The organism is Pseudomonas arsenicoxydans, from assembly GCF_006438915.1.
GTDB classification, from domain to species: Bacteria; Pseudomonadota; Gammaproteobacteria; order Pseudomonadales; family Pseudomonadaceae; genus Aquipseudomonas; species Aquipseudomonas arsenicoxydans_A.
The window spans coordinates 345,967-368,975 of record NZ_RCZE01000005.1 but is presented as its reverse complement, the minus strand read 5'-3'; the positions used below and the strand labels follow the sequence as shown (position 1 = coordinate 368,975).

Here is a 23,009-nt window from a genome sequence, read left to right as displayed (position 1 = left end):
GAGGGCGCTCGGATGAAAAAGCAATTGTTGGCCTTGGCTTGTCTGATGCTGTCCATGCCGGTGTGGGCTCAGGAAGTGAAAATCGATATCAAGGAGTTCATGTTCGGGCCCAAGGATTTGAACGTGGCCGTGGGCACCAAAGTGACGTGGGTAAATGACGACCAGATTCCGCACACGGTGGCAGAAACCCACAAGGTGTTTCGCTCAGGGGCACTGGATACCAATGACAGCTTTTCCTGGGTGTTCAACACGCCGGGGGAGTTTGAGTATTTTTGTGCGCTGCATCCGCAAATGATCGGGAAGATTGTGGTCAGCCAGTGAGGCCGCAAATACCTTCACAAAGCCAGCTGAAGAAACCCAGGGTGTGTGTCTATTTGGCGACGACTTTCTTCACATCGGTTCGTTGGCCAAGTTAATCCACAATCGACAACCTGGCGTCGGCCGGCTTCCAGCCCGCCTGATCTGTCGCATAATGACTCCGCTGGTTTGGAATTCTGTAGTTAACGTAATCGAGTGGGTCGGACATTGATCGAACGACGGCAATTCAGCGGCGGCATGAAGGGTAAAAACCTGCGCTATTTAAACGAACCTGCGGACAAGCCTGTGCCGATGACGCGCACAGGTTTTTTGCTGCTCGAACACTTCTCGCTGCCAGCGTTCACCCAGGCACTGGATACGATCGTCACCGCAAATTTGCTGCGGCCCGGCTTGTTCGCTTCCCGAACGTTTGGCTTGCATGACGGCGAGGTGGTCAGTGACCTTGGCCTGGTGATCCGGCCTGACGCGCGTTTCGATGCCGCGGCGATTCAACAGTTGGACCTGCTGGTGGTGTGTGGCGGCTACCGCACGGAGCTGAAGGCTGGCGATGATTTCGTCCACCTGCTCAGAGTGGCGGCTGAGCGCGGCGTCACCCTGGCCGGGCTGTGGAATGGCGCCTGGTTCCTCGGCAGCGCCGGCCTGCTGGACGGTTATCGTTGCGCCATTCACCCCGAACATCGGCCGGCACTGGCGGAGGTTTCCAAAGCGGCGCAGGTCACCAGTGAACCCTATGTGATTGATCGGGATCGACTCACGGCGTCCAGCCCTTCGGGGGCTTTCCACATGGCTTTGGACTGGATCAAAGCGCTGCACGACAAAGCCCTGGTCGAGGGCATCGAGGACATTCTGGCGTTTGAAGAGTCGCGCTACCGGCGCATCAAACCGGCGGAGAATATCTGCGTCAGCGCGCCGTTGCGCGAGGTGGTCAAGCTGATGGACGCCAACCTCGAAGAACCGCTGGAGCTGGAACAGCTGGCGGTCTACGCCGGCCGTTCACGTCGGCAACTGGAGCGCCTGTTCAAAGAGCAACTGGGCACCACGCCGCAGCGCTATTACATGGAACTGCGCATCACCGAGGCGCGTCGGCTTTTGCAGCACACAGAACTGTCCCAGGTGGACGTGCTGGTGGCGTGCGGGTTTGTTTCGCCGAGCCATTTCAGCAAGTGCTACAGCTCGTATTTCGGCTACAGGCCATCCAAGGAAAAACGGCTCATCAAATAACCCCACCCCAGGAGGGTCAGCAGCAACACCATCGGGTAGTTGGCCACGGATAGCGGGCTTTTACAGGGCTCGAGTGATTGCGCACCCGTGAATGACTGCGGCAACACGGGGAGGGATAAGGCTTGTCGCACAGAGGTACGGACGATCGTTGTTTTTGAAACTGGGAGAGGCGGATTTTCATCCTGCGGGGCGCGGGTTCAGCGAGGGGAGTCGAAGTCAGATAACGGCGCAGCAGCAATAAACGATGGCCAGCAAAGCGGCGACCGCAAACGCACCTAATGCCATGCCCATGGCATGGTGCGCCGGCGGCAAAGGCTCGATCGGTGGTTGCCAGAAGGGATCCGACAACGCTGAGCGTTGATCGTAGTGGTGACGGATGACGTTGTAGGTGTATCGCAAGCCAATCAGCAAAAACAGTACGACCAGGCCGAGCACCGCCCAGCTCACCAGGGGCGGTTTAGTGTCGGGCTCCATTTCCTGCAGGCACGCCGCGCTGTTGACTTCCAGGACGCTGATTTGCCCGAGCGCCATCTGTGGCTGCCGGGCACCCACGTGGATCGCCGCCTGTTGTTCGAGGTCGACAGCCTGATACTTCCACAAGGTTGTCGAGCCTTCCCGGCAATAGGTGAACGCTACGGCGGCTGGCGCCGCCACAATGCACGCGTCGTTGATATTGAGTTTTTTCAGTGTCTGATCGGCTGACCGGGTGAAATCCAGGTCGAAGAGAGGAAGGATCCCGGTGGCAGAAGCGCCCACCGAAAACAGCACGCTGCCAGCGAAACAGATTGCCGAAGGCTTCAAGGTATTTTTTCCTTGTTTTTCATCAGCGTAGTGAAAAGCGCACGGAGCGTGGCTCCACTTGATTCGATGAGTCTAGAAGGCTGGCGGCAGCAGGAAGTCCGGCTGCAAATAAAGCGTAGAAAATGGCTGAAATGCCGCCTGTTTCCAGTCGGGCGTCATTGCGATGCCCTATTCACCAATTTTGTTGATCACCGCCGATCCTGTGGGAGCGTGGCTTGCCCGCGATGGCGGTCTAAAATTTGAGCACATGTTTAAAGGTGTTTAAGGATACTTCCGCAAAGCTACAACGCCTTGCGCCATTGCCTACGACTACGCCAGAATCCGCCGGCTTGTGCGCTTTGGACGCCCTCGGTAACTTGATTCCCGTCACTGATACCCAGTGATCGGGTTTAGTAGCCCGAGGTTTGAAAAGTGCGCACAAGCGTCTGTCAGGCAGGCATTTCCATGCCTGCATTTGATGGTGGCTGTGCGCAGGGCGCCCTCGGGCGCGCCGGCTTTTGCACTTTTTCCCCGGTCTACTAACCTGCGTACAGCCGCCACCCCTCGTATTAGTAGCGAGGCGTGGCTGCCCAATCAGGAAAATATGCTTATGTTCAAGGTAACGCCAAATCCGCCAGACACAGATCCGGCATCCCCCTACGAATCAGTCGATTCAAAGAAATTCCACGAAGCCGCCGAACGCGCCCTCGATCACTACCTCAACCCCGGCGCCATCAAATCCCCGGCGACTCGCAAACCCAGCACGATGTTCATGCTCGCACCGAATCTGCGGGACGAAGACCTGTTGGCTCACACCTGTGAGACTTTGGCCCAGGCCAGTGTCATGACCAGCGATTTCGCGGCGTACCTGGAAGGGCCACATCGGCACACGGCCATGGCGATCCAGCAAATCATCATGCTAGCCGAACTGGCGGCGAACCGGATGATGGATAACGTTGAGGTGCCGAAGTAACAATCAGAGACCGCGTTATCGTTCATCGCGGGCAAGCCCGGCTCCCACAGGTTTTGCAGTGTTCAGTCATTTTGTGGACACCTCAAAACCTGTGGGAGCCGGGCTTGCCCGCGATGGCATCACCTCGGTCAAAAGTGAACCACACTCGACGTGCCTGTAAGACCGTGCTGTCAGCCCCTTCTGAATTTTCCGCTCTACGGATTAAAACCCCAACGGCCGTGTACCTTGTCAGCAAGGACCCATTGTCGAGAGAAAGAGCATGGATATCTCTTCAACGAAAACCGTTACGAACAGTGCGCTTAAACAAGCCCTGTTAATGGTTGATCTAACCGAATCAAGCACTCCCGATCACGCCGTCCGGCTACTGCTGAATGAAGTCCTCCAAGGAATTGCGGAAAAAGGCTGGCCCCAAGCTCAACTACTGACAGGGCCGAGGATTGTGTCTGCTGAAGAAAATTACGGTTTACTCGGCTACGACCCGGCAGAGGTCACGCTCGGGAGTGAACACACACGTTGGGTCGATGAGTGCTCTCTATTACGTACCCAAACCACCAGTCAGATTCCGGCAGCGCTTCAGCGAGCCGCTCAGGTTCGGCAACTGGGGCAGACGATCTTGCTGGCGGAACCGGGTATTACTTTTCGTCGCGATAGTCGGGATCGTTGGCATTGTGCCGAACCGCATCAGATGGATATCTGGGTGCTGGGTGATCCAGAACTGGCTACCCATGAACATCTGTTGCGTCTGGTCGGCGATATCCTCAAGTCCGCCGTTCCTGAAAAAGCGTGGGTCTACAGCGACAGTCCGCATCACTACACCGAGGGTGGAATTGAAGTGAATGCGTTGAATGACAACGCGCCGGTGGAGGTTCTGGAGTGCGGTCGTATTGCGAAGTCTTTGCTGGAGCGCTTGAAGATCGACCCGCTACGTCACGGAGGACTGGCGCTCGGGATGGGACTGGATCGCCTGACCATGTTGCGCAAAGGCATCCCGGATATTCGCTTGTTACGCGATCAGAACACGCGAGTGCAGGCGCAGATGCATGATCTGAATCCTTGGACTGCGGTATCTCGTTTGCCATCGATTGCTCGTGACATTTCGTTGGCGGTAACGCCGGGGCTGAGCGAAGAGGTGTTGACCGAGAGGGTGTTGCTGGCTGCGGGGGACAGTTCTGACTGGATCGAAGAAATGCAGATCAAGGGGCGTTGGGATTTCCTGGATTTACCCTCGCAAGCCATTGAGCGACTCGGGATGCTGCCGGGCCAGGAGAATGTGCTTTTGCGTGTGGTGTTGCGTGATTGTTCGCGATCGATCACTACCGCTGAGGCGAATGCTTTGTATGCGGACATTCAGGCGGCGATGCATGAAGGGGCGCCGGGGGCGGGTTATAGGATGGATCTTCCTAATGTTTGAAATTGAACTGCCCCGGTAATCACTGAAACTCCGCGTCATCGTTCATCGCGGGCAAGCCCGCTCCCACATGATCTTTGCCATGCATAGAATCTGTGTTCACTGACGATCCCTGTGGGAGTGGGCTTGCCCGCGATGCTTTTAGGCTTTTAACACTTTGCCGCCAATGGCCACCGCCACCAGCAGCAACGCCATCAACCCAAAGGCAAAACTCAAACTGCTGCCATGGGCGATAAACCCGATCAGCGCTGGCCCCGCCAGAATGCCCGCATACCCCAATGTGGTAATGGCCGGCACGGCGATGTGTTCGGGCATGACCGTCTGTTTGCCGACGGCGGTGTACAGCACCGGCACAATGTTCGAACACCCCGCACCCAACAACGCATACCCCACCAGCGCCGTCTCCCAGGCCGGTGCGAATGTGGCCAACGCCAGGCCCGTTGCGGCCGTCAGCCCACCGAACACCATCACCCGCGTAGCACCCAGACGCCGGACAATCCGGTCACCGGTCAAGCGCCCGGCCGTCATGGTCAACGCAAAAGCCGCATACCCCAACCCCGCATACGCCGTATCGATCCCGCGCTCCTGCGTCAGAAACACCGCACTCCAGTCGAGCGCCGCGCCTTCGGCGAGGAACACGATGAAGCACATTCCGCCGATAAACAGCACGATGCCGTGGGGCACCGCAAACGCCGGGCCGGTGCTTTCGCTGCCGTAAGGCAACAGGTGCGGCGCCGCTTTCAGCAGGGCCAGCACCAGCACTGCAATCACCACCCACATCGCGCCCAGCGGTGAAACCCCAAGGCCGAGCAAGCCACTGACCCCCGCCGCGCCGACGATCCCGCCGAGGCTGAACATCCCGTGAAACCCCGACATCATGTTCTTGCCGCTGGCCCGTTCGACGATCACCGCTTGCAGGTTCACCGTCGAATCCACCGTGCCAAGCCCGGCGCCGAACATGAACAGCGTGGCGATCAACGCCGGCACTGACGACACCGTCGCCAGCAACGGCAAGGCTGCGCAGATCAGCAACGTCCCACCCGCCGCCACGCGCCGGCAGCCGAAACGTGACGCCAGCAACCCGGCCATCGGCATCGCCAGAATCGACCCGACCCCGAGGCACAACAGCAGCAGACCGAGCGTCCCTTCATCCAGCCCGGCCCGTGCCTTGGCGTATGGCACCAGCGGCGCCCAGGCGGCGATGCCGAGACCGGCGATGAAGAAGGCGATGCGTGTGGACATCTGCTCCAGACGGCCGGGAACAAATGTGGTTGAGGTCTTGAAGCTGGTCATATCAATCCTTGGCAAAAAACGTTGCGTCCCCAAAGGACACTGACTGATCCCTCGGGTTCGATCAGTGTCCGCAGCCATTCGTGGTGAGGCGGGTTCACATCCTTGCACAGCCTGTCGCGGTTTCGCGATATCGTCGACCCATTGATTTTCGGACAGGAGGCGACATGACGCGGATTTACGATGCACGGGGCAATATTTATATCGTCGTGGCGCCTGAGGCCGTGCGCGGTAGCGGGATCGATCTGCCTCGACAGGCTGACCTTGCCGCGCAAACCCGTGAGCAGTGGGCCGTGGCCGCCATCGAGGCATTTTGTGCCTGGGCGCCCGGCACTCAGCCGCCCGGCAGCAAGGACCATCGCAGCGACGGTTTGCTGGTCGGGCCGTTTCAATCGGCGCCGCCGTATGACCTGCTGATCGTCAATACCGACGGCACGTTGGCTGAACGCAGTGGCAATGGGCTGACGATTTTCTCCCAGTCGCTCAGTGAACAGGGATTGATGCCGGAGGAGGCAGGGTGCCTGCTGCGGGTTCATCACGACAAAACAGACACGGTTTCACCGGGGGAGACGTCCGTGAAACCGGCCGAGATAGAGGGCGTGCAAGGGTTTTGGCTTGACCTCGGAAAGCCCTCGTTCGGACCGCAAGCCGTGGGCGCGCAGGGGGTTGAAGATGTTCTGTTGAACGGTCGGGATGTCAGCCATGTCGCGCCATTGTCGGCGCTTGATCCTTCTTGGAACCACAGCCAGTTTGTACGCGTCGGCAATCCACATTGCGTGACGCTGGTGGCCGAGGCTGCTGCGTTGCCGAGCAATGCGCAGATGCGTGAGTCGCCACTGGCTGAAGGGTTGCTGCGCATTGCTTATGCCATGCCGGCCGGGGGCGGTGAGCCGTGTCCGGCGGGGGTGAATGTGCAGTGGGCGACGCTTGAATCCGAAGGCCGGGTCGTCGCGCGGGTGTTTGAACGCGGGGAAGGGCCTACGGCGTCTTCGGGCACCAGCGCCAGTGCGGTGGCATGTGCGGCGTGGCGGGTCGGTTGGGTGTCGGCGGGGGAGGTAAACGTGGTGATGCCGGGCGGCACGGCGCCGATATTGCTGGAGGAAGTGGGGGGGGAATTGAATCGGGTCAGGCTGTTTGGCACGGCTCGGATCATAAGTTGACTGTCAGGCCGCCTTCGCGAGCAAGCCCGCTCCCACATTGGATTTGTGAACGACACAGAACCAATGTGGGAGCGGGCTTGCTCGCGAAGGGGCCATAACATTCAACAAAGATGTCAGCTCAGACCATTGAACTCCACCACCGGCATCGTCCGCTTCATCAGCAGCTTACCCCCGCGCACCGAATACAGCGGCAAGCCCTGGCTGCGGATCACCTCGTAATCACTGTCCGCCGACAGCACCAGCAAGTTCGCTGGTCGTCCCGCTTCCAGGCCATAACGATCGCCGAGGTTCATGGCTTTGGCGCTGTTGTCCGTCACCAGGTCCAGCGCACTTTGCAGGTTGCGATACCCGAGCATGTGGCAGATGTGCAGCCCCGCTTCGAGCACCCGCAGGATGTTGCCGTTGCCCAGTGGATACCACGGGTCAACGATCGAGTCCTGGCCGAAACACACGTTCATCCCTGCTTCGAGCAACTCGTTGACCCGGGTCACGCCACGGCGTTTCGGGAAATTGTCGAAGCGTCCTTGCAGGTGAATGCTTTCAGTGGGGCAGGAGACAAAACTGATCCCCGAATGCCCAAGCAAGCGGAACAGTTTGGCGCAGTAGGCATTGTCGTAGGAGCCCATCGCCGTGGTGTGGCTGGCGGTGACCCGCGAACCCATGTCCCGGCTGCGGGCCTCTTCGGCCAGCACTTCGAGGAAGCGTGAATGCGGGTCGTCGGTTTCATCGCAATGCACGTCCACCAGGCAACCGGTGCGTTCGGCCAGGTCCATCAGGAACTTCACTGAACTGACGCCCTGATCGCGGGTGTATTCGAAGTGTGGAATGCCGCCGACCACATCGGCGCCCATGCGGATCGCTTCTTCCATCAGCTCGCGGCCATTGCGGTACGACTCGATGCCTTCCTGCGGGAACGCGACGATTTGCAGGTCGATCAGGTGACGGCTTTCCTCGCGCACTTCGAGCATCGCCTTGAGCGCGGTGAGCTGCGGGTCGGTGACGTCGACGTGGGTGCGCACATGCTGGATACCGTGGGCGGCGAGGGTCTGGATGGTTTTCCTGGCGCGTGTCCTGGTGTCTTCCTCGGTGATCGTGACCTTGCGCTCGCCCCAGCACTCGATGCCTTCGAACAGCGTGCCGCTCATGTTCCAGCGCGGCTCGCCGGCGGTCAGGGTGGCGTCGAGGTGAATGTGCGGTTCGACGAAGGGCGGCACCACCAGGTTACCGCCGGCGTCCAGATCTTCGGGGCCCAGGGTCGGGGCTTCGGTCTGTCGGGCGATGGTGCGGATCAGGCCGGCTTCCAGGTGCAACTCATGCAGGCCTTCTTGGTTGCGCAGACGGGCGTTGATGATGTGCATGAGGCGAGTCCTTTGGGTTGATGACTCTAAACTAGCGCGGCAGAGGCGATCCTTGCCAGTGCCGTGTGACGAAAACCTGCACAGTTCTAATGTGGGAGCGGGCTTGCTCGCGAAAGCGGTGGGTCAGTCAACATCATCGCCATCTGACACACCGCCTTCGCGAGCAAGCCCGCTCCCACATTTGATTGGGTGTGTTCAGGTGGAAGGGTGAAGGGGCAGAAATTTCAGCAGTGCTGCGACGATGGCCTCGGGCGCATCTTCCTGCACCAGATGCCCGGCATTCGGAACCGGATGAAACTGCGACCCCGGTATCAGCTGATGCAGCGCCCGTCCGCGTTCGATGGGAATCCACTGATCGTCCTCGCCCCACAGAATCTGCACCGGGCATCGAATGGTCGGGTACAACCCTTCAGCCTCGCGGGTATAGCGCTCGTCCATCTGCGCAATTTGCCGATAAAACGCCGCTTGACCCGGCTCACCCAGCCACGGCTGCACGTAGGGTGCAAGTTCTTCGTCGGGCATTTCGCGCTTGATTGCCCCGCGAATGTAGGCCGGCACGATGGCGTGCTGAATGTAATCCGGCACGCCACTGAACGCCGCTTCATGCTGGCGCACATGCTGCACGAACGGCGAACCCCACGGTGTCAGCGCCACCGGGTCGATCAAGGTCAGGCTGCGGTAATCCTTGCCGTTCAACAGATGTGCGCGCAGCGCGGTGGCACCGCCGAAATCGTGGGCGACCACGTCGGGCCGTTCGATGGCCCAGTGATCGAGCAAATGCGCCAACAACTCGTTCTGCACGCCCAGCGACACGTCGCCGTCGATCTGTTCCGATTGGCCATAGCCCAGCAGGTCGAAGTAGTGCACCCGGTGCGAGCCAATGAAATGCGGGGCAATGCGATGCCACACATAAGAAGAGAAGGGCGTGCCATGCACGAACACCAGCGGCGGGCCGTCGCCGTGCACGGCGTAGTGAATGCGGTGCCCATTGAAGCGGTATTGGCGGTCCAGCAGCCAGTCAGCCATGTGCGTGTCCTCTTGGCAGGGGCAAGGCAAAAAGCATAGGCATAAAAAAGCCACCGCTGAAGGTGGCTTGATCATTCACTGACGAAACGCAGTGCCCATTGTGGGAGCGGGCTTGCTCGCGAAAGCGGTGTGTCAGTCAACATCATTGTTATCTGACACACCGCCTTCGCGAGCAAGCCCGCTCCCACAGTGGAGCTGTGTTGGTTTTAGAGCGGGTTACTCGCCGTGATAGATGCAGCCGCTGGTGCACGTTTCGTGGATGCGGATCGCGCTGAGCTCCGGCAGCAGGGGCTTCAATTCATTCCAGATGAATTTGGCCAGCACTTCGCTGGTCGGGTTTTCCAGGCCGGGAATGTCGTTCAGGTAGTTGTGGTCCAGGCGCTCGTAGAGCGGTTTGAAGATCGCCTTGATTTCCGAGAAGTCGCGGATCCATCCGGTGTGCGGGTCGAGGTCACCGCTCAAGTGGATCGCCACTTTGAACGAGTGACCGTGTAGACGACCGCATTTGTGGCCTTCCGGTACGTGAGGCAGGCGGTGGGCGGATTCGAACGTAAACTCTTTGAAGATTTCCACAGTGATTTCAGCTCTGTCAGGTGGCGATCGCCGCGGCGATGTGGGCAGGCGGCGAGTTTACCAGAGCTGCGGGCGAAACACTGACTAAAGGGTCAGCAAGCGCTCGCCGAGGCGACCATTGGCGGCCAGTTCAAGGAACTCATCACCCAGGCGTCGGCTTTCATCCATGGCGGCGCGCCAGTATTTCTGCCGAGCCGGCGCGTCGCCCATGAAACGCTTGAAATCGTTACGGTCCGGCAGTTTGCCGTAGGGCAGGCGCGCCAGATACTCCTTCGACGGCGCCAGCAGCAGAACATCTTGCAAGCGCGCGGGGCAGGCACGGCGCCACGGCAAGGTCTTGTCGAACCAGCCGGGAATTACCCGGTCGGTGAAATGCGGGTACAGCACGATGTCGTTGCCGCTGTAGGGCAAGTCGAGGTGGTAGTCGAGCAGACCGCCATCGCGGAAGGTCCCCGCACCGGCGCCGGGCAAGTCGCGCACGCCTTCCATCACCATCGGGATCGAACCCGACGCCAGCAGCGCCTGGCGCAGGTTGCCGGCGTTCAGCGCAACAAAGCGCGACGGGAAGTCGTTCAGTGCATGGACCGGCGGCGCGAGGCGCGGGTCGTGGATGATCAGCCGTTCGAAGTGCCGCGACAGCCGCGCACGACCGCGCAAGTTGTCGGCGATCACCGACCCCAGCGCCAGCCCGAGCCGGCCGCGATGATCGTCGGCCAGGTTGCCGTGGCTTTTTACCACCATGATGTTCAACCGGTAATTCGCGTTGCTCAGGATCGAGGTGTCGCGGCCGTCCAGCAGTTCATCGAGCATGCGCTGCGAGCTCTGGCTGATTTGCGCCATGGTCACGCCCTTGGCGAAGTTCTGCTCGGTGTACAAATGCCCGAGGCGCCGGATGCCTTCGGCGGCGTCCGGCAGGCAGGCACTGGCGAAGCGCCAGGAACCCACCGAGGCGCCAATCAGCGAGCGTTCGCGGGGGGCGGCCGGTAGCCATTCACCAAACAACGCCAGGTCCAGACCTTGAATCCCCAGCGCCTTCGGGCCACCGGCGGCACCGGGCAAGGTGCCGACATCGGCAGCGCTCAAGCCGTCTTTACGGATGCGCGCCAACGCCCGCGGGCCGGCCTTGAGGGTCAGGGAAGGGAACTTGATGTGGATGGCGGTCATACCGGTCTCGATGGTTGGCAACTGGGGATTATAAGCAGTTCAGGCAGCACCACCAATCCACTGTGGGAGCGGGCTTGCTCGCGAATGCGGTGTGTCAGATAACGGAGATGTCGTCTGATACACCGCATTCGCGAGCAAGCCCGCTCCCACAGGGTTTCGGCTGAGGTCTGCGATATCGTGTTGCCATCGTTAATGATGGCAATTCAGTTTCAATTAAGTTCAGCTCGCTAAGGTCTCCCCGTAGGCAACACATAAAAAAACACGGAGACACCCATGAAAACCCTGACTGCCCTGTCCGCCGCCTCGATCATCGCCATGACCGCCAGCCTCGCCCACGCTCGCGACCTCGGTCCCGACGAAGCCCTGAGGCTGCGTGACGCTGGTACCATTGTGTCTTTCGAGAAGCTCAACGCCACGGCTTTGGCCAAACACCCCGGTTCGACGGTGACCCAGACCGAGCTGGAAGAAGAGTACGGCAAGTACATCTATCAGGTTGAGTTGCGCGACCCACAGGGCATCGAGTGGGACCTGGAATTAGACGCTGTCAGCGGCCAGGTTCTCAAGGATCATCAGGATACGTAATGAAGGTGCGTTCATTTTCACGCATGGCGCTGGTGCTTCTGGCGTTTTGCTCGGCGGTTTTGGCCCGCGACCTGGACCAGGACGAAGCCCTGCGCCTGCGCCAGCAAGGGGTGATCCTGCCGCTGGAGCAACTGCTGCAGCAGGCGCTGGATCGTTATCCCGGCTCCAAACTGCTGGAAGCCGAGCTTGAAGAAAAGCACGACGTCTACATTTATGAAGTCGAGTTGCTGACCGCCGAAGGCGTGGTTCGTGAGCTGGACATCGAGGCCGCCACCGGCCGTTTACTCAAAGACAAGGAAGACTGATCGATGCGATTGCTGCTGGTGGAAGACCACGTGCCGTTGGCCGACGAATTGATGGCCGGTCTTAATCGCCAGGGCTACGCGGTGGATTGGCTGGCCGATGGTCGCGATGCGGTCTATCAAGGCAGCAGCGAGCCCTACGACTTGATCATCCTCGACCTCGGCCTGCCGGGTTTGTCGGGGCTTGAGGTGCTGACGCAATGGCGCGAAGGCGGTTTGTCGACGCCGGTGCTGATCCTCACCGCACGCGATTCCTGGGCCGAGCGCATCGAAGGCCTCAAGGCCGGCGCCGACGATTACCTGACCAAGCCTTTCCACCCGGAAGAGCTGCATCTGCGGGTGCAGGCGCTGCTGCGTCGTTCCCACGGCCAGGCCAATCAGCCGACGCTCAAGGCTGCCGGACTGCACTTGGACGAAGGCCGTCAATGCGTGACCCGCGATGGCGCCGACATTCAGCTCACCGCCGCCGAATTTCGCCTGTTGCGCTATTTCATGCTGCACCCCGAACAGATCCTCTCCAAAAGCCACCTCGCCGAACACCTCTACGACGGTGAAACCGAGCGCGATTCCAACGTGCTGGAAGTTCACGTCAACCACCTGCGCCGCAAACTCGGTCGCAGCGTGATCGAAACCCGTCGCGGTCAGGGTTACCTGTTCGGCGGGGTTGCTCAGTGAGGTCGATCCAGCGCCGTTTGAGCCTGGGACTGATCAGCGTCATGGTCGTCGTCGGCCTGGTGTTGGCGCAAACCAGTTTGTGGTTGTTCGAAGTGGGTTTACAGCGCTACCTCGAAGCCGGGCTGCGCGACGACAGCGAAAACCTGCTGGTGGCGCTGGTCCGTGGCCCGCAGGGCTTGCAACTGGATGAGCGGCACCTGTCACCGGCCTATCAACGACCGTTCTCCGGGCATTACTTTCGTATCGATTTTGCCGACAGCCACTGGCGTTCCCGTTCGCTGTGGGATCAGGAGTTGCCACGGCTGGAGCATCCCGGTCTGCACAGCAACCTGCAACTGGGGCCGGAAGGGCAGCAGTTGCTGGTGTTGCGTTCCGACTATCGACGGCTCGGGCAATCCATCTCCATCAGCGTCGCGCAGGACTACACCCCGGTGCGCGAGAGCTTCAAGCGCATGCAGCAAGTGGGGCTTGGGTTGGGCCTGGCCGGCTTACTGCTGATTTTGCTGCTGCAGCGCATCACCGTGCGACGCGCCTTGCGCCCGCTGGAAAAGGCCCGCGAACAGATCGCCCAGTTACAACAAGGCCAGCGCTCGCAACTGGATGATCAGGTGCCGGTGGAACTTGAGCCGCTGGTGGCGCAGATCAACCATTTGCTCGCACACACCGAAGACACCCTCAAGCGTTCGCGCAATGCCTTGGGCAACCTTGGTCATGCCTTGAAAACCCCGTTGGCGGTGCTGTTGAGCCTGGCGTCCAGCGAAAAACTCGATGCTCATCCCGAGTTGCGCAAAGTCTTCAAGGCGCAGCTGGAACAGGTCCAGCAACGCCTCAACCGCGAACTCAACCGAGCCCGATTGTCCGGCGACTCGCTGCCGGGGGCATTGTTTGATTGTGATGGGGAACTGCCGGGGCTATTGGCGACGTTGAACATGATTCATGGCGAGCACCTGGCGCTCAGCTACCGCGCCCCGGCCGGTTTGCAGTTGCCGTGGGACCGCGAGGACTTGCTGGAACTGCTCGGTAACGTGCTCGATAACGCCTGTAAATGGGCGGATGCCGAGGTTCGTTTGAGCGTGGTTGAGACGGCAGACGGGTTTGAGCTGAGTGTGGAAGACGATGGGCCGGGGATTCCCGAGGACCAGCGGGCGCAAGTATTCAGTCGCGGTACGCGGCTGGATGAGCAGACGGATGGGCACGGGTTGGGGCTGGGGATTGTGCGCGACATCGTCGACACGTGGGGCGGGGTGCTGCGGCTGGACGAGAGCGAGTGGGGCGGGTTGCAGGTCGCGATCGAACTCCCCAGGCGCTAACCCCAATCCAAACCCACCGTAGATCTAATGTGGGAGCGGGCTTGCTCGCGAAAGCGGTGTGTCAGTCAACATATCTGTTACCTGACACACCGCTTTCGCGAGCAAGCCCGCTCCCACATTTTGATCTTCAGCGGATGAAATAACTGCGTTAAACCCGGAACTGATCCATCAAGCTCTGCTGCTGATTCGCCAGGCTGTTCAGCGACTGGCTCACTCGCGCCGATTCATTGGCTTGCCCCGACAGCGATTCGGTCACGTCGCGAATCGTCGCCACGTTGTTGTTGATCTCTTCCGCCACTGCGCTCTGTTCTTCCGCCGCTGAAGCAATCTGCAGGTTCATGTCGCTGATCACCGTCACCGCATCGCCGATCTGGCGCAACGCGGTCACGGCCTGGCTGACCTGCTCGACACTGCCCTGAGCCTGACGGTGGCTGTTGTTCATCGAACCGACCACGTCCTGAGTGCCACTCTGCAATTGCTCGATCACCAGACGGGTTTCTTCGACCGACTCCTGAGTACGGCGCGCGAGGTTGCGCACTTCATCGGCGACCACGGCAAAACCGCGTCCGGCCTCGCCGGCACGGGCGGCCTCGATGGCGGCGTTGAGGGCCAGCAGGTTGGTCTGTTCGGCAATCGCGCGAATCACTTCCAGCACGGAACCAATTTTCTCGCTGTTCGCCGCCAGCCCTTCGACTTGCACCATGGCCGCGCTCATGTCAGCGGCGAGGTGGTCGATGCTGGTGGTGGTCTGGTCGATCACGGTCAAACCGCGGCGAGTCGCCTGATCCGCCTCCTTGGCTGCCTGCGCGGCTTGGGCGGCACTGCGGGCCACGTCCTGGGCGGTGGCGCTCATTTCGTGGGACGCGGTGGCGACCTGATCGACCTGACGGTATTGCTGTTCCATGCCGGCGCTGGTCTGGGTGGCAATGGCGGAAGACTGGTCCGCCGTGCTGCGCGCGTCCTGCACCGAGCGTTTGACCTCGGCGATGATCGGCTGCAGTTTGTCGAGGAAGCGGTTGAACCAGCCAGCCAACTGGCCCAGTTCGTCCTTTTTGTCATAGGCCAGGCGCCGGGTCAGGTCGCCTTCGCCGCTGGCGATGTCTTCCAGCATGTGCGCCACGCCGAGGATCGGTCTGGTCACGCTGCGGGCCATCAACCACACCAGCAACAGGCCGATCAACGCGGCCAGCACGCCGAGGCTGAGCTCGATCAGGGTGCCGGCGGTGTTGCTGTCGTCGAGTTGTTTTTTCAATACCTCGGCCGGGCCGACCAGGACTTTTTCCGGCACGTCGAGCAACACGCCCCAGGATTTACCCCCAGGAATCGGCTGGAACGGCGCCAGCACTTTCAACTGGTGATCGTTGTGCAGACTTTCGGTTTTGCTGCTGCTGGCGAGCATGCGGATCAGTTCGGCGCCGTTGGCCTTGTCCACGCTGTCCAGGCGCTGGCTGAGTTTGCTGGCGTCGGCGCTGTAGCCGGCGAGCAAACCGACCGGGCTGAGGATGCTGACATTGGTCTGGCCGTCATAGAGCTTCTTGCTTGCGCCCTGGCTCATGGCCTGCAGGCTGTTGAGGTTGATGTCGACCGACAGCGAGGCGATCACTTTGCCGTTGACCATCAGCGGGAACACGATGCTGGTCATCAGCACGTTCTGACCGTCGATCACGTAGAAGTACGGTTCGATCACGCACGGTTTGAGCGAGGTGCGCGGGCAGGTGAACCAGGCATTGGCCGGTTCGCCGCTGGGGCCGGCGCTGGTGTCGGCCATGTCACTTTCCGGCAGTGCCATGGACTTCACTTTGCCCGGTGTCGGCTGCGACCAGTACAGGGCGAAACGGCCCTTGTCGTTGCTGCCGAGTTCCGCCTGACCGGTGAACAGTTCGTCCTTGCCGTCCAGTGCATTGGCTTCGAACACCAGCGACAGGCCGAGCAGTTCCGGGTTGGCTTGCAGCGCTGACTTGACCTGGCGGGTCAGGTCTTCACGCAAATCGAAGGCGTCCAGGAAGCGCTTTTCGGCCTGATCGCGCAGGAAAAGCACCTGGCGCGAGAAGCCATGGCCATATTGATAGGCGTCCATGAACTGCTGGCGAATCAGCAGCGCCTGGTTTTCACCCTGGGATTCGATCCGCGCCTGGGCGGCTTCGGTGAGCATCTCCATGCTTGAGGCTTTCACCATCGCGGAGCTGTGCTCCATGCGGTACAGCGAAAGACCCACCAGCAGGGTCACGATGCCGGCCAGGCAAAGCCCGGCCAGCAGGGTGATTTTCCATTGGATGGAAAGTTGTCTGAGTGACATGGAGACGTCCTTTATTCGATAAATATCTGAGACTTTGCACTGTAACGGCCGTGATCTGGCTTTCTTTATCCCGGCTGGCAAATATCGAAACCCGCGATTGGGTGTGGTGAAAGTGGAGATTATTGTGGCGAGGGGGCTTGCCCCCGTTGGACTGCGAAGCAGTCCCCTGCATTTTTTCAAACACATCGCATGGACTGGGTTGACGACTGCTTCGCAGCCGAACGGGGGCAAGCCCCCTCGCCACAAGGATCTCACCGTTCGTTACGGTGCTACTCGCTTTGACACCGAGCCCACTCTGCGGCACAGTGCGCGCCCTCTAATAAAACCCATTCCTTGATCCGCTGGCGGCTCTTCGCAGACTGCCGGCTGAGCTCATTTCGCTTGCCTTGAGGTAACGATGATTAATGCTGTAATCGCCGCGGTCGGCATCATGCTGATTCTCAGCCTGTCCCGCGTGCACGTAGTGATCGCGCTGATTGTCGGCGCGCTGGTGGGTGGCCTGACCGGTGGCCTGGGCATCGACGCCACGCTCAAAGCCTTCAACAGCGGCCTCGGCGGCGGGGCGACGGTGGCGTTGTCCTATGCCTTGCTCGGCGCGTTCGCCGTGGCGATTGCCAAGTCCGGCATGGCCCATGCCTTGGCGGACAAGGCCCTGGCGATGGTCGATCGGCAACACGCCAGCGGTGGTGGTCAGGTCAAGTGGCTGCTGATCGGCTTGCTGTGGGTGGTGGCTATCGCTTCGCAGAACATTCTGCCGATACATATCGCCTTTATCCCGCTGCTGGTGCCGCCGCTTTTATACGTGCTGACCAAGCTGCAACTGGATCGCCGCTTGATTGCCTGCGTGATGACCTTCGGTTTGATCACCCCGTACATGTTCCTGCCGGTGGGGTTCGGCAACATCTTCCTCAACGAGATTCTGCTGGCCAACGTCGCCCGCAGCGGTGTGGACATCAGCGGCATCAATGTCACCCACGCCATGGGCATCCCGGCGCTGGGCATGGTGTTCGGCCTGGCAGTGGCGTTTTTCAGCTACCGCAAGAAGCGCGTCTATGACCTGGAAAAGATCGAGCAAGTCGAACAGGTCGCGGTGCAGTACAACCCGTTGAGCCTGATGGTGGCCGGGGTGGCCATCGTGGCGGCCTTCATTATTCAGTTGCTGCTGGACTCGATGATCATCGGCGCCTTGGCCGGGTTCCTGATTTTTTCGGTGTCGGGCATTGTGAAATGGCGTGAAACCGACGACCTGTTCACCGAAGGCATGAAGATGATGGCGATGATCGGCTTCATCATGATCGCCTCGTCCGGATTTGCTGAAGTAATGAAAGCCACCGGCCAGGTGCAGACGCTGGTGCAGTCCTCGGCTTCGTGGATCAATCACAGCAAGGGCATCGGCGCGCTGTTGATGTTGCTGGTCGGCTTGCTGGTGACCATGGGCATCGGTTCGTCGTTCTCCACCGTGCCGATCCTGGCGGCGATTTTCGTGCCGCTGTGCGTGCAACTGGGCTTCAGCCCGCTGGCCATCGTCTGCATCGTCGGCACGGCCGGCGCCTTGGGTGACGCCGGCTCGCCAGCCTCGGACTCGACGCTGGGCCCGACCTCGGGTTTGAACATCGACGGCCAGCATCACCACATCTGGGACACCGTGGTCCCGACGTTCCTGCACTACAACCTGCCGCTGCTGGCGTTTGGTTGGGTGGCCGCAATGATTCTCTAATCACCGCAGAGCAAATGTGGGAGCGGGCTTGCTCGCGAAAGCGGTGTGCCATTAAGCATAAATATTGACTGACACACCGCCTTCGCGAGCAAGCCCGCTCCCACAGGGGGACTGCGCAATCCCCCGTCATTCAACTTTTGGCCCGGCGTGCCGTTAAAGCCTTTAACCACGCCAACAAAACCAAACGAGTGAACCGTCATGCGCATGAGCCTGAAGGCTAAAGTCCTGTCCCTTGCCGTTCTCCCGGTGTTGCTCTTTGCCTTGGTTATCAGCCTGACCACGCTATTCGTGCTTCAGGAACAGGCGCACAAGGAAGTCGAGGAAACGCGTCAGCGCCTGCTCAGCGATGCCAAAGCCACTCTGCAAAGTTACGTGGCCGTGGCAATGACCACGATCAAACCGCTCTACGACGCCGCCGCCCCCGGCGATGATGCCGCGCGGGCGCAGGTGATCAAGTTGCTGTCGAGCATCACCTACGGCAAGGAAGGCTACTTCTTCGGCTACGACTCCAACACGGTTCGCCTGTTCAAGGCCAACAGCCCCGAAGGCGTGGGCCAGAGCTTCAAGGACAACCGCGATCCGAACGGCGTCTACGTCAACCGCGACCTGGTGAAAGTCGCCAAGGACGGGACTCACTACTTGCAATACAGCTCGCCGCTGCCCGGCAACTCCCAGGTGCTGGTGCCTAAACTCGGTTACACCGAATACCTGTCGAAGTGGGACATGGCGGTGGGTACGTCGGTCAACCTCGACGGCATCGAAGCTCAAGTCGCGTTGGTGGAAGCCAAGGTTCAGGAGCGCATGGAAGGCGTGGTGCTGAGCATCGTCGGGATTGCCGTGGTCGTGCTGTTGGTGATCGCGGCCGTCGGCATGCTGCTGGCCAACACCATTCTGCGCCCGCTGAACATGATGAAAGCCAACCTCGATGACATCGCGGCAGGCGAGGGCGACCTGACCCGTCGCCTGACCATCACCAGCCAGGACGAACTCGGCGAACTGGCCGGCTCGTTCAACCGCTTTGTCGACAAGATCCACAGCCTTGTGCGTCAGATCACCGAAATGACCACGCAACTGACCGGGTTGGTGAACCAGGTGTCCGATCAGGCCCAGCGTTCGGATCAGGCCATGGAGCGTCAGCGTCACGAGACGGATCAGGTCGCCACGGCGATCAACGAGATGTCGGCGGCGGCGCAGGAAGTGGCAAAAAGCGCGCAAAACGCGGCAGTCGCAGCGCAGCAAACCGACGAAGAAGGTCAGGCAGCCAAGCGCGTGGTAGCGGGCAGTATCGTCAAGATTCATGCACTGGTGGACGATATCCGCAGCAGCGGCGTGTCCCTGGACAGCCTGCAAAAAGACGTGTCATCGATTGTCAGCGTGCTCGGGGTGATCCGTTCGATTGCCGATCAGACCAACCTGTTGGCGCTCAACGCTGCGATTGAAGCGGCGCGCGCCGGTGAAGCAGGGCGTGGCTTTGCGGTGGTGGCCGACGAAGTGCGGGCGCTGGCCAGCCGCACGCAGATCAGCACCCAGGAAATCCAGAGCATGATCGACCGCTTGCAGGCTGGCACCCAATCGGCGGTGGAAGCCATGCGCCGTTCCAGCGAAGCGGGCGACGGCACGTCCGCTCAGGCCAACGAGGCGGGCGCCTCGCTGGACACCATGGCGCAGTTGATCGGCACCATCAACTCGATGAACGCGCAGATCGCCAGCGCCGCCGAAGAGCAAACGGCAGTGGCCGAAGAGATCAACCGCAGCGTGCATCAGATTGCGGTGGCGGTGGACAATGTGGCCGACGAAACCCAACTCGGCGCGCAGACGTCGCGCAGCCTGGCGGACCTCGGCCAGCGCCTCGGTAAACTGGTCGGCCAGTTCCGTATCTGACACACACACAAAACACTTGTAGGAGTGAGCCTTTGTGGCGAGGGAGCTTGCTCCCGCTTGAGTGCGCAGCGCTCACAAGATTTTGGGGCTGCTGCGCAACCCAGCGGGAGCAAGCTCCCTCGCCACAGAGGATTACGGTCTATCCCAATACGGCACAGCCCCAAAGCATTCAACAAAGAAATCAATCACCGTCCGCACCTTCACCGACAGCCGTCGGCTGCCCGGCCACAACACCGCAATCTGCTGCGGCTCCAGACTGTTGGATACCTGAAAGTCCCCCAACACCGGCACCAGCGTGCCTTCGTGCACTGCCTCGCCAATCAGCCATGACGGAAACATCACCAGTCCCAACCCTTGCTCCGCCGCTTGCACCAGGGTGTCGGCGTGGTTGCCGGTGATCGGCCCTTTGACCGAATAGGGCGTCCAGTCCTGCTGATCCTGGCGGAAAAACCAGCGTTGCAGGCCGGTCGCGCCTTTGTAGGCCAGGCATTGATGCGCCGCGAGGTCTTCAGGGCGTTGCGGCGCGCCGTGGCGTTTGAGGTAAGCCGGGCTGGCGGCGACTTGAAACCGGTGCGGCGCGAGGATCCGTGCCTGCATGCTGGAGTCGTGCAGCGGCCCGATGCGAAACAGCAAGTCAGCGCCTTCTTGCAGCGGATCGATGTAGTGGTCGGTTTGCTGGATATCCAGTTGCAGCTTCGGATAGCGCTCGCACAATTGCCCCAGCCACGGCGTCAGGTGCCGTTGACCGAACACCACCGGGGCGTTGATTCGCACCAGCCCGCTGGGTTCGCTTTGCTGTTCCTGCAAAGCCTGCTCGGCTTCTTCCAATTGCAACAGCACCAGTCGCGCATGATGACCGAGCATGCGCCCGGCTTCGGTGGGCGTGACGGCGCGGGTGTGGCGGTAGAGCAATTGCTGGTTCAGCGCTTGTTCCATCAGCTGGATCTGCCGGGAAATCGAAGAGGGCGCCAAGCCTTCGCGCCGTGCCACTTCGGAAAAACTGCCGTGGTCGAGCACGGCGACGAACAGCCGAAGTGCCTTGAATCCGAGTTCATTGAGACCGTGCATGGTTCGTCCTGCTGTGCGGATCGCGCAAAAGTGTTGTCAGGATGCTCCCATTTATCGCAAAGCTCTGCCACCGGATAATGAGCATCGCTGAACCTGTAGTAGCCGGGCTTGCCCGCGATGGCGGTCTGTCAGTCGATATCGATGTGACTGACAGACCGCCATCGCGGGCAAGCCCGGCTCCTACAGGATTTTCGCCTTAACTGATCACGGGTAGGTTTCCCTTATGCAAGCGTCTTCAATCGACACCGCGGTCACACCCGCGACCAAACCGGGGCTGCGACTTTTACTGCTGCCGCTGGTGATCCTCGCCGGCATGGGCCTTTCCGTTGAGGCCGGGTTGCTTGGGCCGCTCGGGGTTCAGGTCGGGCATTTGTGGGCGACGTTGAGCATCTTCGGGGTTGGCTCGGCGATTCTGTTTTTGCTGCTGTTGTTCAGCGGCCCGCAACAAGGCCCGGCGCTGAACACCTTGCCGCGCTGGCAATTGATCGGCGGCTTTCTCGGGCCGATTTACGTGGTGGTGCTGACCCTGGCCACGCCACACATCGGCATTGCGATGACCATGATCGCGATCCTCTGCGGACAGGTTGGCAAAAGCGTGCTGATCGACCACTTCGGCTGGTTCGGTACCCGTCGCAAAAAGGTCAACGGTGAACGCTGGCTCGCCTTGCTGTTGATTGTCGTGGCACTTGTTCTGATCGCTCGGGGTTGATGATGAATCTGATTATTTTGTTGGCCGTGATTGTCGCGGCCGGTGCGGTGTTGAGCGTGCAGGCGGCGATCAATGGCCGTTTGGGCGAAACGGTCGGTGTGTTGCGCAGCAGTTTGCTGACCTTCGTGGTGGGGGCGGTGGTGACCGGGCTGCTGATCCTGTTTTTCGAGCCGGCACAGGCCGTGAGTTTGCTGGACGTGCCGAAGTGGCAGCTCAGCGGCGCACTGTTCGGCGTGGTGTACATGATGGTCATGGTCGGCGCGGTGCCAAGGATCGGCACGGCGGTGGCGACCGTGGCGGTGATTGTCGGGCAACTGGGCATGGGCATGCTGATCGACAATTTCGGCTGGCTGGGCAATCCGGCCATCGACTTGTCGAACAGCCGGATCGTGGCGATGGTGTGCCTGGCATTGGCACTGGTGTTCATGTATCGCAGCAGCACACGGCAGGCCTGACACAAACTCCTACACTGGTAAGACGGGCCGCGTGTGCGGCACCCCGACGACCACACTAATGGAGTCCGACTCATGATCAGCAGTGACAGTATCTGCGATTGCCCCAAATGCTCGTGCAAGCTGGGCGAGCATCCGATAGCGCGCCACGGCAAACACTATTGCTGCGAAGCCTGCGCCAAGCACCATGAACATGGCGAAGAATGCTCGAGCAAGGGCTGCAAGTGTGCTCACGAGAAGTAATGCTACACCCTGATCTTTTGGCGAGGGAGCTTCTTGTGGCGAGGGAGCTTGCTCCCGCTGGACTGCGCAGCAGGCCCATTTTTGGGGGCGCTGCGCATCCCAGCAGGAGCAAGCTCCCTCGCCACAGGTGTTCATTCGCTCTGTTTCATTAACTCGCCGGCCGCCATTTCACATTCTCGACCCCGAACTTCTCCGCCATCGGTTTGCTGGTCTTTTGCACCTTCTCGCGGCCGAATCGCGGGATCCTGCCCACTCCGGCGTCGCAGCTTGCCCAATGCCAAGCCTCCGCGTTGTCCATCTTGTCCAGGCGGATGATGAATGACTTGGGGGCGCCATGAAGGGTGTATTCAATGACGAATAGTTTTGCGTTGTTCATAAAGCCCGTATTCCTCCCTGTGGTAATAGAAGGATCATTGGGGTTACGGAAAATTCAGTCTTATTGTCAGACGGCGCCGGCCAGTGGCGACAAGGCCGTGGGCTGGTTACCATGCAAGACCTGAAAA

General features: G+C 60.4%; 23 protein-coding genes and 2 pseudogenes. 15 read left to right on the top strand and 10 right to left on the bottom strand.

All coding sequences use genetic code 11. The features are described from left to right. The first annotated feature begins 12 nt into the window (after positions 1–12). Positions 13–321: a cupredoxin domain-containing protein gene (locus EAH78_RS13220; protein WP_140667916.1), complete on the top strand. Its 309-nt coding sequence runs from the start codon at positions 13–15 to the stop codon at positions 319–321. A 204-nt stretch (positions 322–525) separates the two neighbouring features. Further along, a complete protein-coding gene (locus EAH78_RS13215) occupies positions 526–1,539 on the top strand; it encodes a GlxA family transcriptional regulator (RefSeq protein WP_193560078.1) in 1,014 nt (337 codons plus the stop codon). A 216-nt stretch (positions 1,540–1,755) separates the two neighbouring features. Here the strand turns inward: EAH78_RS13215 and EAH78_RS13210 are convergent, their stop codons facing one another. Further along, positions 1,756–2,340 (bottom strand): hypothetical protein, encoded by a 585-nt coding sequence (locus EAH78_RS13210; protein WP_140667914.1) that lies wholly within the window; start codon positions 2,338–2,340, stop codon positions 1,756–1,758. A 589-nt stretch (positions 2,341–2,929) separates the two neighbouring features. On the opposite strand from EAH78_RS13210, the gene EAH78_RS13205 reads away from it, so the two are divergent. Together EAH78_RS13205 and EAH78_RS13200 are read left to right on the top strand one after the other, a co-directional pair. Then, positions 2,930–3,292 (top strand): DUF6124 family protein, encoded by a 363-nt coding sequence (locus EAH78_RS13205; protein ID WP_123432473.1) that lies wholly within the window; start codon positions 2,930–2,932, stop codon positions 3,290–3,292. Positions 3,293–3,551: 259 nt separating this feature from the next. Further along, complete coding sequence (locus tag EAH78_RS13200; protein WP_140667913.1) at positions 3,552–4,703, top strand: hypothetical protein; 1,152 nt, start codon at positions 3,552–3,554, stop codon at positions 4,701–4,703. A gap of 138 nt (positions 4,704–4,841) precedes the next feature. Here the strand turns inward: EAH78_RS13200 and EAH78_RS13195 are convergent, their stop codons facing one another. Further along, entirely contained in the window at positions 4,842–5,993 is a 1,152-nt protein-coding gene (locus EAH78_RS13195; protein WP_140667912.1) for an MFS transporter, read from the bottom strand. A 164-nt stretch (positions 5,994–6,157) separates the two neighbouring features. Here EAH78_RS13195 and EAH78_RS13190 point away from each other — a divergent pair, with 164 nt between their 5' ends. Next, positions 6,158–7,150 (top strand): diaminopimelate epimerase, encoded by a 993-nt coding sequence (locus EAH78_RS13190; RefSeq protein ID WP_140667911.1) that lies wholly within the window; start codon positions 6,158–6,160, stop codon positions 7,148–7,150. A 113-nt stretch (positions 7,151–7,263) separates the two neighbouring features. Here EAH78_RS13190 and codA read toward each other — a convergent pair whose 3' ends face one another. The 4 genes from codA to EAH78_RS13165 all read right to left on the bottom strand — a co-directional run bounded on the left by codA (position 7,264) and on the right by EAH78_RS13165 (position 11,271). Next, positions 7,264–8,508, bottom strand: coding sequence for a cytosine deaminase (codA, locus tag EAH78_RS13185; RefSeq protein ID WP_140667910.1), 1,245 nt, complete (start codon positions 8,506–8,508; stop codon positions 7,264–7,266). Positions 8,509–8,703: 195 nt separating this feature from the next. Beyond that, the gene (locus EAH78_RS13180) at positions 8,704–9,534 is read right to left on the bottom strand and encodes an alpha/beta fold hydrolase (protein ID WP_140667909.1); all 831 of its coding nucleotides are present in this window, start codon (positions 9,532–9,534) and stop codon (positions 8,704–8,706) included. 216 nt (positions 9,535–9,750) lie between these two features. Then, the gene (queD, locus tag EAH78_RS13170) at positions 9,751–10,107 is read right to left on the bottom strand and encodes a 6-carboxytetrahydropterin synthase QueD (protein ID WP_081744008.1); all 357 of its coding nucleotides are present in this window, start codon (positions 10,105–10,107) and stop codon (positions 9,751–9,753) included. Positions 10,108–10,191: 84 nt separating this feature from the next. Next, a complete protein-coding gene (locus EAH78_RS13165) occupies positions 10,192–11,271 on the bottom strand; it encodes a patatin-like phospholipase family protein (RefSeq protein WP_140667908.1) in 1,080 nt (359 codons plus the stop codon). Between the two features lie 273 nt (positions 11,272–11,544). On the opposite strand from EAH78_RS13165, the gene EAH78_RS13155 reads away from it, so the two are divergent. From EAH78_RS13155 to EAH78_RS13140, 4 genes are read left to right on the top strand one after another with little or no spacing between them, the layout of a single operon-like run. Next, positions 11,545–11,853 carry a PepSY domain-containing protein gene (locus EAH78_RS13155; protein WP_140667907.1) on the top strand — a complete coding sequence of 103 codons (309 nt, stop codon included), beginning with the start codon at positions 11,545–11,547 and terminating at the stop codon, positions 11,851–11,853. Next, on the top strand, positions 11,853–12,158 hold the full coding sequence (locus EAH78_RS13150) for a PepSY domain-containing protein (RefSeq protein ID WP_140667906.1): 306 nt from the start codon (positions 11,853–11,855) through the stop codon (positions 12,156–12,158). Before EAH78_RS13155 ends, EAH78_RS13150 begins: the two co-directional genes overlap by 1 nt. Before the next feature lie 3 nt (positions 12,159–12,161). Next, a complete protein-coding gene (locus EAH78_RS13145) occupies positions 12,162–12,830 on the top strand; it encodes a response regulator transcription factor (protein WP_140667905.1) in 669 nt (222 codons plus the stop codon). Beyond that, the gene (locus EAH78_RS13140) at positions 12,827–14,140 is read left to right on the top strand and encodes an ATP-binding protein (RefSeq protein ID WP_140667904.1); all 1,314 of its coding nucleotides are present in this window, start codon (positions 12,827–12,829) and stop codon (positions 14,138–14,140) included. Before EAH78_RS13145 ends, EAH78_RS13140 begins: the two co-directional genes overlap by 4 nt. Before the next feature lie 148 nt (positions 14,141–14,288). On the opposite strand, the gene EAH78_RS33320 is transcribed toward EAH78_RS13140, so the two are convergent. Beyond that, complete coding sequence (locus EAH78_RS33320; RefSeq protein WP_430539935.1) at positions 14,289–15,044, bottom strand: methyl-accepting chemotaxis protein; 756 nt, start codon at positions 15,042–15,044, stop codon at positions 14,289–14,291. A 102-nt stretch (positions 15,045–15,146) separates the two neighbouring features. Then, positions 15,147–15,293, bottom strand: a pseudogene (locus EAH78_RS33315) (HAMP domain-containing protein); the annotation flags it as partial. A 1,543-nt stretch (positions 15,294–16,836) separates the two neighbouring features. Here EAH78_RS33315 and EAH78_RS13130 point away from each other — a divergent pair. From EAH78_RS13130 to EAH78_RS33305, 3 genes and pseudogenes are all read left to right on the top strand, one after another. Further along, positions 16,837–18,153 carry a Na+/H+ antiporter family protein gene (locus EAH78_RS13130; RefSeq protein ID WP_170219120.1) on the top strand — a complete coding sequence of 439 codons (1,317 nt, stop codon included), beginning with the start codon at positions 16,837–16,839 and terminating at the stop codon, positions 18,151–18,153. Positions 18,154–18,351: 198 nt separating this feature from the next. Beyond that, positions 18,352–19,128: pseudogene (locus EAH78_RS33310) on the top strand (cache domain-containing protein); the annotation flags it as partial. Positions 19,129–19,212: 84 nt separating this feature from the next. Then, positions 19,213–20,034: a methyl-accepting chemotaxis protein gene (locus EAH78_RS33305; protein WP_371258961.1), complete on the top strand. Its 822-nt coding sequence runs from the start codon at positions 19,213–19,215 to the stop codon at positions 20,032–20,034. Between the two features lie 132 nt (positions 20,035–20,166). On the opposite strand, the gene EAH78_RS13115 is transcribed toward EAH78_RS33305, so the two are convergent. Then, positions 20,167–21,102, bottom strand: coding sequence for a LysR family transcriptional regulator (locus tag EAH78_RS13115; RefSeq protein ID WP_140667899.1), 936 nt, complete (start codon positions 21,100–21,102; stop codon positions 20,167–20,169). Positions 21,103–21,325: 223 nt separating this feature from the next. Between EAH78_RS13115 and EAH78_RS13110 the strand changes: the two genes are divergently transcribed. The 3 genes from EAH78_RS13110 (at position 21,326) to EAH78_RS13100 (ending at position 22,506) form a co-directional block, all read left to right on the top strand. Continuing rightward, positions 21,326–21,811 carry a DMT family transporter gene (locus EAH78_RS13110; protein ID WP_140667898.1) on the top strand — a complete coding sequence of 162 codons (486 nt, stop codon included), beginning with the start codon at positions 21,326–21,328 and terminating at the stop codon, positions 21,809–21,811. Then, a complete protein-coding gene (locus EAH78_RS13105) occupies positions 21,811–22,266 on the top strand; it encodes a DMT family transporter (RefSeq protein ID WP_140667897.1) in 456 nt (151 codons plus the stop codon). Before EAH78_RS13110 ends, EAH78_RS13105 begins: the two co-directional genes overlap by 1 nt. Positions 22,267–22,338: 72 nt before the next feature. After that, complete coding sequence (locus EAH78_RS13100) at positions 22,339–22,506, top strand: metallothionein (protein ID WP_081744005.1); 168 nt, start codon at positions 22,339–22,341, stop codon at positions 22,504–22,506. Between the two features lie 148 nt (positions 22,507–22,654). Here the strand turns inward: EAH78_RS13100 and EAH78_RS13090 are convergent, their stop codons facing one another. Next, positions 22,655–22,882 carry a DUF6555 family protein gene (locus EAH78_RS13090; RefSeq protein WP_140667895.1) on the bottom strand — a complete coding sequence of 76 codons (228 nt, stop codon included), beginning with the start codon at positions 22,880–22,882 and terminating at the stop codon, positions 22,655–22,657. Positions 22,883–23,009: the final 127 nt, after the last annotated feature.